Source organism: Listeria booriae (assembly GCF_000766865.1).
Classification (GTDB): Bacteria; Bacillota; Bacilli; order Lactobacillales; family Listeriaceae; genus Listeria_A; species Listeria_A booriae.
Genome location: NZ_JNFA01000015.1, coordinates 1 through 1,381 on the forward strand (window position 1 = coordinate 1; position 1,381 = coordinate 1,381).

Sequence of the window (1,381 nt, forward strand, 5' to 3'; positions counted from 1 at the left end):
CAGGCGTAACAAGTGGCTCTGTCACTACGATTGTACAAGATGACGCAGTACCATCTGCACCAACTGTCAACGCAGTGAAAGACACAGATACAGCCGTAACAGGAACTGCAACAGCAGGGAACCTTGTCTCTATCAAAATCGGTGATGCAAACTATTCTGCCGTCGTTGCAGCGAATGGCACTTACAGCATTACTATCCCAGCACAAGCAAGTGGCACAAAAATTAGTGTGACAGCGAAAAATACAGCAAACGATAAGGTCAGCGAAGCAACACAAGTTACTGTCACAGACACAACATTGGGCGCACCAGCTATCGATGGCGTTAACACAGCATCAACAAACGTTACCGTAACAGGTGAAAAAGGCGCACTTATCTCTGTCCGTCTACCAGATGGAACAGTCTTAACAAAAGTAGCAGACAATACAGGAAAAGCTGTTATCAGCATTCCAAAACAAACAGCAGGAACAGTCTTAACCGCAACACAAACAGGTGCTAACGGTAAAGCAAGTGCGGCAGCATCTGTCACAGTAGTAAGCAACACACTAGCAGCTCCAACTATTAATGATTACTATGCAACAGCAGGTTATGTCACTGGTAAAGCACCAACAGGCGCAAGCAAAATAGCCCTTTATGTCGACAATCAATTAGTTCGTTACGGTGCAATCGACAGCAATGGTAATTACCAAATCTATGCCGCAGACAATACGAAAATGAACACAGCAGGAACAGCCTTCCAAGTAGTAGCAGTAGATGCAGATGGCAACATGGGTACAAAAGCAAATGCAACAGTTCAAGCAAAAATCGCAGCACCAAGCATTAACGATTACTATACAACAGATGTATACGCAAAAGGAACAGCAACAGGCGCTTCTAAAGTAACATTATATGTGAATGGGAAAGCCGTTCGTACAGCCGCAGTAAATGCAAACGGAAGTTATTCTATCTACACAGGCGATCAAGCTAGCCTGGCAACTGCAGGTGCAACTTTCCAAATCTCAGCAAGCAATACTGCAGGTGTAGAAAGCACGAAAACATCAGGAACAGTAAAAACGAAATTAACAGCACCAGTGATTAACAAATATGTAGCAACAGATGCTTATGCACGTGGAACAGCATCCGCAGGTTCGAAACAAGTGGTGTTATACGTGGACGGTAAAGCTGTTCGAACAGCTGCAGTGAACGCAGACGGCACCTACGCAATCTACACAGGAGACCAAGTAGCCTTGACTGTAGTAGGAAACACCTTCCAAATTTCGAGTAAGGATGCCGTAGGTAACGAAAGTCCAAAAGCAACAGGAACAGTCGTATCCGTATTGGCAGCTCCAACTATCGCGACTTACTATACAACAGACGTGTACGCTACAGGAACAACGCCAGCAGG

General features: G+C 45.0%; 1 protein-coding gene. It reads left to right on the plus strand.

Features of this window, described 5'->3' with window-relative positions; genetic code table 11:
* Positions 1-1,381, plus strand: a 1,381-nt coding sequence (locus tag EP57_RS05935; RefSeq protein WP_077916804.1) for an Ig-like domain-containing protein, incomplete at both ends; no start/stop codon positions are given.